General features: G+C 69.1%; 5 protein-coding genes. 3 read left to right on the top strand and 2 right to left on the bottom strand.

Annotated elements, in window-relative coordinates; all coding sequences use genetic code 11:
• Positions 1–187: 187 nt before the first annotated feature.
• The gene (locus tag ABW137_RS07630; RefSeq protein ID WP_526398503.1) at positions 188–1,114 is read left to right on the top strand and encodes a LysR family transcriptional regulator; all 927 of its coding nucleotides are present in this window, start codon (positions 188–190) and stop codon (positions 1,112–1,114) included.
• Here ABW137_RS07630 and aspS read toward each other — a convergent pair.
• On the bottom strand, positions 1,111–2,937 hold the full coding sequence (gene aspS, locus ABW137_RS07625; protein ID WP_526398502.1) for an aspartate--tRNA ligase: 1,827 nt from the start codon (positions 2,935–2,937) through the stop codon (positions 1,111–1,113). The genes ABW137_RS07630 and aspS overlap by 4 nt on opposite strands.
• A 75-nt stretch (positions 2,938–3,012) precedes the next feature.
• Here aspS and ABW137_RS07620 point away from each other — a divergent pair, with 75 nt between their 5' ends.
• Positions 3,013–3,912 (top strand): oxidoreductase, encoded by a 900-nt coding sequence (locus tag ABW137_RS07620; protein WP_526398500.1) that lies wholly within the window; start codon positions 3,013–3,015, stop codon positions 3,910–3,912.
• A gap of 179 nt (positions 3,913–4,091) precedes the next feature.
• Here the strand turns inward: ABW137_RS07620 and ABW137_RS07615 are convergent, their stop codons facing one another.
• Complete coding sequence (locus ABW137_RS07615; protein WP_526398498.1) at positions 4,092–5,609, bottom strand: carboxylesterase/lipase family protein; 1,518 nt, start codon at positions 5,607–5,609, stop codon at positions 4,092–4,094.
• Between the two features lie 74 nt (positions 5,610–5,683).
• Here ABW137_RS07615 and ABW137_RS07610 point away from each other — a divergent pair.
• Positions 5,684–6,366 (top strand): neutral zinc metallopeptidase (locus ABW137_RS07610; RefSeq protein ID WP_526398496.1); only part of this gene is annotated, 683 nt, incomplete at its 3' end.

The raw sequence follows: 6,366 nt of genomic DNA, 5'->3' as shown, positions 1-6,366 counted from the left end.
CGAACGCCATCGACGCCTGCTCCACGGCGTCGTCGACGACGTGTGCGGCGGAACGGTCGGGGGTGAGCAATACTCCGGTGGTCATCCGTCCACCGTGCCCCGGACCGGCTGGTCGCGTCCAAGGCCCGTCGTGCATGTCGTCATGCCTCACGGGCATGAACCCACGTCAGTGGCTAGGGTCGTGTGCATGTCCGATGCCGGCTCCGATCGAGGGCCGCGACCCATCGACTTCGACCTCCGCGTGGTGCGCTACTTCGTCGCCGTCGCCGAACACGGCCATTTCGGTCGGGCCGCCACCGCACTGCACATCACGCAACCCTCCCTGAGCAGACAGATCCGCGGACTCGAAGGACGGCTCGGCACGACGCTTCTCGAGCGAACGCCGCAGGGCAGTCGGCTGACCGACGCCGGTCGTGTGTTCCTCACCCATGCCGAGGACCTGCTCACCGCCGCGGCACGCGCCGCAACGCACACCCGCGCCGCCGCCGCGCCGCGCCGAATCACGGTCGGCTACACCACCAATCTCGTGGTGACCGCCGCCGTGCGCGAGCTGCGTCGCCGGCGTCCCGACGCCGAGGTCAACGTTCGGCATCTGGCATGGAACGGTGCCCACCCGGCGCTCCTCGACCACCTCGTCGACGTCGCGGTCACCCGCCTCCCGATCCCCCTCGACGGCGTCGACGTGACCTTGCTGTATCGCGAGCCGAGGGCGCTGCTGCTGTCACGTCGACACCGGCTGGCGGGCAGGGAAGCCGTCGAGCTCGAGGACATCGCAGGCGAGACCATGCCACGGGTGAGCGACCCGGTGTGGGACAGCTACTGGCGCACCGCCCCCCGGCCCGACGGTTGGGATGCACCCGACGGCCCCGTCCTCGACGACGCGGCCGAGATGTTCGACTTCATCGCCGAGAACGATGCGGTGCTGATCGTGCCCGCCGACAGCCGGGTGCCCGACCTGCAGCCGGAACTGATGACCATCCCGCTCCTTGGCGTCGTGCCAAGCGAGGTGGCGCTCGTCCGTCGCACCGGCGAACCGAGCTCGCTCGTCACGGAGTTCGCCGAGTGCGCCGCCAAGCTCGTGATCGCCGGGACGCCGAGCCCGCGCAGAGGCTAGTCGGCGGCCTTCGGCTTGGCGTCGATACCAGATTCCTTGCGCTGCTGGGCCGTGATCGGCGCAGGCGCATCGGTCAGTGGGTCGACGCCACCACCGGACTTCGGGAACGCGATGACCTCGCGAATGGAGTCCAACCCGGCAAGCAGGGCGGTGATGCGGTCCCAACCGAAGGCGATGCCGCCGTGAGGCGGCGCACCAAAGGTGAAGGCGTCCAACAGGAATCCGAACTTGTCCTGCGCCTCGTCGTGGTCGATTCCCATCATCGCGAATACCCGCTCCTGCACGTCACGGCGATGGATGCGGATCGAGCCGCCGCCGATCTCGTTGCCGTTGCACACGATGTCGTAGGCATTGGCCAGTGCACTTCCCGGGTCGGTGTCGAACGTGGCCTCCGACTCGGGCTTGGGCGAGGTGAAGGCGTGGTGCACCGCCGTCCATGCACCGGACCCCACGGCGACGTCGCCAGAGGCGGTGGCCTCGTCGGCGGCCTCGAACAGCGGCCAGTCGACGACCCAGGTGAACGCCCACGCCGCCGGATCGATCAAGTCGAGTCGCTTGGCGATCTCGATGCGGGTGGCGCCCAGCAGTGCCCGCGCGGACTTCACCGGCCCGGCGGCGAAGAAGATGCAGTCCCCCGGGCTGGCGCCGACGTGCCCGGCCAGTCCGTCGCGTTCGGAGTCGGTCAGGTTCTTGGCCACCGGGCCGCCCAGAGTGCCGTCCTCGGCCACCAGCACGTACGCCAGCCCCTTGTGGCCGCGCTGCTTGGCGAACTCCTGCCAGCCGTCGAGCGTGCGCCGCGGCTGCGACGCCCCGCCCGGCATGACGACCGCGCCGACGTGCGGCGCCTGGAACACCCGAAACGTGGTGTCGGAGAAGAACTCCGTGCAATCCACCAACTCGACGCCGAACCGCAGGTCGGGCTTGTCGGAGCCGAATCGCCGCATGGCCTCGCCGTAGGTGATGCGCGGGATCGGGGTCGGCAGGTCGTAGCCGATGAGCGCCCAGAGCGCCTTGAGCACCTCTTCGGAAACTGCCATGACGTCGTCGGCGTCGACGAAGCTCATCTCCATGTCGAGCTGGGTGAACTCGGGCTGACGGTCGGCGCGGAAGTCCTCGTCGCGGTAGCAGCGCGCAATCTGGTAGTAGCGCTCCATGCCAGCGACCATCAACAGCTGCTTGAACAATTGCGGGCTCTGCGGCAGCGCGTAGAACGAGCCGGGCTGCAGGCGAGCGGGCACCAGGAAGTCGCGGGCACCCTCGGGTGTCGAGCGGGTCAGGGTGGGCGTCTCGATCTCGATGAAGTCGTGGGAGGCCAGCACGCCGCGGGCCGCGGCGTTGACCTTGGAGCGCAACCGGATCGCGTGACCCGGACCCTCACGGCGCAGGTCGAGATAGCGGTACTTGAGCCGCGCTTCCTCGCCCGCGGTCTCGTCGAGCTGGAAGGGTAGTGGCGCGCATTCACTGAGCACCGTCAACGAGGTCGCGTTCACCTCGATGTCGCCGGTGGCGATGTCGGCGTTGGCGTTGCCCTCCGGCCGGTTCTCGACGACTCCGGTGACGGAGACACAGAATTCGGCCCGCAGCCGGTGCGCCTGTGCGAGCACCTCGGCGTCGCGGAACACCACCTGTGTCACGCCCTGCCAATTTCCGGCGTCGCGGCGGTCTCCCCCCCGAGGGAGAGAACCCCCATCGCCGGAGGCATCCCGCAGGTCGATGAAGATGACGCCGCCGTGGTCACGCCGACGGGCCACCCAACCGGCCAACGTGACCTCCTGGCCTGCGTCGGTGGACCGCAACGAACCGGCGGCATGACTGCGCAACACACAAACTCCCTGGGAATGGCCTGACGAGAGGACTGACACAGTGTAGAGGTGTGGTGCTAGCGGTAATTTGGCGCAGTGACAACCTCCATCGCAGTGGTGGGTCCTGGGGCCATCGGCTCGACCGTCGCGGCGCTGCTGCACGAGGCCGGCCACGATGTGGTGGTGTGCGGGCGTACTCCCCGGGAGTCCACCGAACTCAGACCCGATGCGGGCATCCTCGGCGGCGAGCCAATCGTCCTGCCCAGCCCGGTACGCACCGATCCCGACACCGTCGACGGGCCCGTCGATGTCGTCGTGCTCGCCGTGAAGGACACCCAGACCGTGGGGAGCGCCGCCTGGTTGGCCCGACTGTGCGGCGAGGACACGCTCGTCTGCGTCATGCAGAACGGTGTCGAGCAGGTCGAACGCGTCGGCCCCCACTGCCCCGACTCGACCGTCGTGCCGTGCGCCGTGTGGTTCTCGGCCGAGGCGAGCCCGGAGGGCTGGGTGCGCCTGCGCACCCCCGTGCGTCTGGTGCTACCCGACGACGAGGGCGCCCGAGGGTTGGCCGCCGTACTTCGTGGGCCCTCGCTCACCGTGGAGTGCGACCCCAACTTCGTCGACGATGCCTGGCGCAAGCTGCTGACCAACGCCGTCGCCGGCCTCATGGTCCTGACGGGCCGCAAGTCCGGCATGTTCCGCCGCGACGACGTCGCCACGCTGGCCCGTGCATATCTCGCCGAGTGCCTCGCCGTGGCGCGGGCCGAGGGCGCCGCCCTCGCCGACGCGGCGATCGAGGAGATCCTCGGCATGTTCACGGGGGTACCGGAGGATCTGACGACGTCGATCCTCACCGACCGTGAGCGGGGCAGGCCGCTGGAATGGGACGTCCGCAACGGCGTGGTCGCGCGCAAGGGTAGGGAGCACGGGCTGCCAACCCCGATCAGCGATCTGGTGGTGCCGCTGCTCGCTGCGGCCAGCGACGGACCGGGCTAGTCCAAAGACCCGGTCGCAACGTCGTTCGTGCCCCGCTTCGTTTTACTGAAGGCCCCACCCGAAAACCGAACCGTCGGCACCGAAGCCGTTGACCCGCAAGCACTTCGACGTATGCGCCTGCCACCGCAGCCACGCCGCCGCCTTCGAAGGCGATGCAGCTGACGACGTCCGAGTTCGGCTCAGTACAACCCCTCCCATGCCGAGCGCCGCACGGCGTCCGGGTCGGCGACGGTGTCGTCGCGCGTCGACCTGATGACCCGGGTGCGGCGCGACGTGGCGTCGTACCTCGGCCATTCGGAACCCAATTCGGCCGTCGCGAAGTTCAGCCAGGTGCGCTGCATGCGACGGCCAACGGCGGGTTGCACCCGTCTGCCCAACGGGTGAACCTTGCGCCCCAGATAGGACCCGTAGCTGTGTTGGACGTGCACGATCTCGCTGCCGTGCGTCGCACCGAGACCGAGCAGCCGCAGGCTCCATGCCGCGTGCTCGAAGCGGTACACGTAGGTCGGGGCGGCCTCCGCGTAGGCATCGGCGAATGCCCAAGTGGGAGCGCAGAACATCGCGTCGGACCCGATGGCGACCAGCGCGCTGCGACGGGGATACCCGGGGTAGGCGGCGAGCACCCGCTCCTTCGCATGGGGGGCCGTGCGGGCGAAGTACGCATCGACCATCGGCTGGGTGGTCGGCAGCATCGGGGGCTTGCCCCACGCGAACATGGACGCCTCGTGGCTGTTGGTGCCGACGATCAACGGGATCGACGAGACCCGGCCCTGCCGAGCCGCTTCGATCGGGTGCAGAGGCAGCGAGTCCACGCCGTGGGTCAGCCCGTATGCCAGTGTGGGACTGCTCGTTACGCTCTCGGCCTGCAGGCCGCCGGCGGCGCGCCGAAGTCGCCGCTGCGGCAACGACTTGAGTTCGTCGACCTCGACCCCGAGCCGCTCGACGAACCTATGGGCCTGGCGGGCCCTCGTCTCCCGGTCGGCGATCAGCGGCAGAGCGGGGCTCTGGGCTATCGCCCTGGTGAACAGACCCTCGGCGAGCGGGCTGGCCAATAGCGCCAAAACCGATGTGGCACCGGCTGATTCGCCGAAGACGGTGATGCCGTCCGGGTCGCCGCCGAAGGCGGCTATGTTGTCACGCACCCAGCTGAGTGCGGCGACCTGATCACGCAGACAGAGGTTGTCGTCGAATCCGTCGCCGAGGTCGCCGAGCTCGAATCCCCCGAAGACGCCGAGCCGGTACGTCACGTTCACGACGACGACGTCGCCGTTGGCGGCCAACCGCGACCCGTTGTACAGCTGCAACTGGCCCGCGCCGTAGACGAACGCGCCGCCGGGAATCCACACCATCACCGGCTTCAACGTGGTCTTCGCGCCGGCGCCCATTCGCGCCGCTCCGGGGTCCGGCGACCAAACGGTGAGTGTGAGGCAGGCCTCGTCGCGGATCTTCGGGTCGTCGCGGCCACCACCGACGAAGGACCGCCCCTGAGGTGGCAGCGGTCCATGCTCGACGGCGTCGCGCACCCCGGTCCACGGCTGCAGCGGCGCCGGAGCCTGGAATCGGCGCTGCCCAAGGGGTTGCTCGGCGTAGGCGATGCCCCGCCACACGTTCACGCCGCCTTCGGTGGTGCCCCGCAGCAGGCCGTTCGTGGTGCGCACGACGGTCGGATCTTCTACGGTTTCGTGCTGGGCGGCCACGCCTGAATCGTAGTGTGGGAAGCTGAACCCGGCTGGTGCCGAGCCTTCGGCGGCGTCGACGGATGGGGTGATTGATGACCTTCAACGAAGGTATGCAGATCGACACGAGCACCACGTCGACCAGCGGCGGCAGAGGCGGCGGCGGCGGACGCATCGCGGTCGGCGGTGGCATCGGTGGCCTCCTGATCGTGGTCGTGGCCCTGTTCCTCGGCGTCGATCCCGGCACCGTGCTGCCGCAGGGCGGCGGCGGGCAGTACGACAGTCAGGGCGCCCAGACACCTGGCTTCGACACCAGCCAGTGCAAGACCGGCAAGGACGCCAACGACATCGTCCAGTGCCGCGTGATCGCCACGGGGAACTCGGTGGACGGCGTGTGGGCCGGATTGATGGACGGTTACACGCGTCCGCAGGTGAACATCTTCACCGGTAGCGTCCAGACCGCGTGCGGCCCGGCTACCACGGAGGTCGGCCCCTTCTACTGCCCTGGCGACCAGACCGCCTACTTCGACACGTCCTTCTTCGACGTGCTCGTCCAGCAGTTCGGCTCCAGTGGCGGGCCGTTGGCGCAGGAGTACGTCGTCGCCCACGAGTTCGGGCATCACGTTCAGGACCTACAGGGCGTCCTTGGCCGCGCTCAGCAGGGCCCCGGCGGTGAAGAGGGCAACGGGGTACGCACCGAACTCCAGGCGGACTGCTACGCGGGCGTGTGGGCGCACTACGCGTCGATCACCAAGCAGGCGGGCACCGACGTCACCTT

This window comes from Mycobacterium sp. (assembly GCF_040509115.1).
Lineage (GTDB): Bacteria > Actinomycetota > Actinomycetes > Mycobacteriales > Mycobacteriaceae > Mycobacterium.
This window is presented reverse-complemented; position numbering and strand designations above follow the sequence as displayed.

What these genes read in the sequence shown, in the direction of transcription:
- ABW137_RS07630 (WP_526398503.1), top strand. Translation starts at nt 188, where the DNA reads ATGTCCGATGCCGGCTCCGATCGAGGGCCGCGACCCATCGACTTCGAC.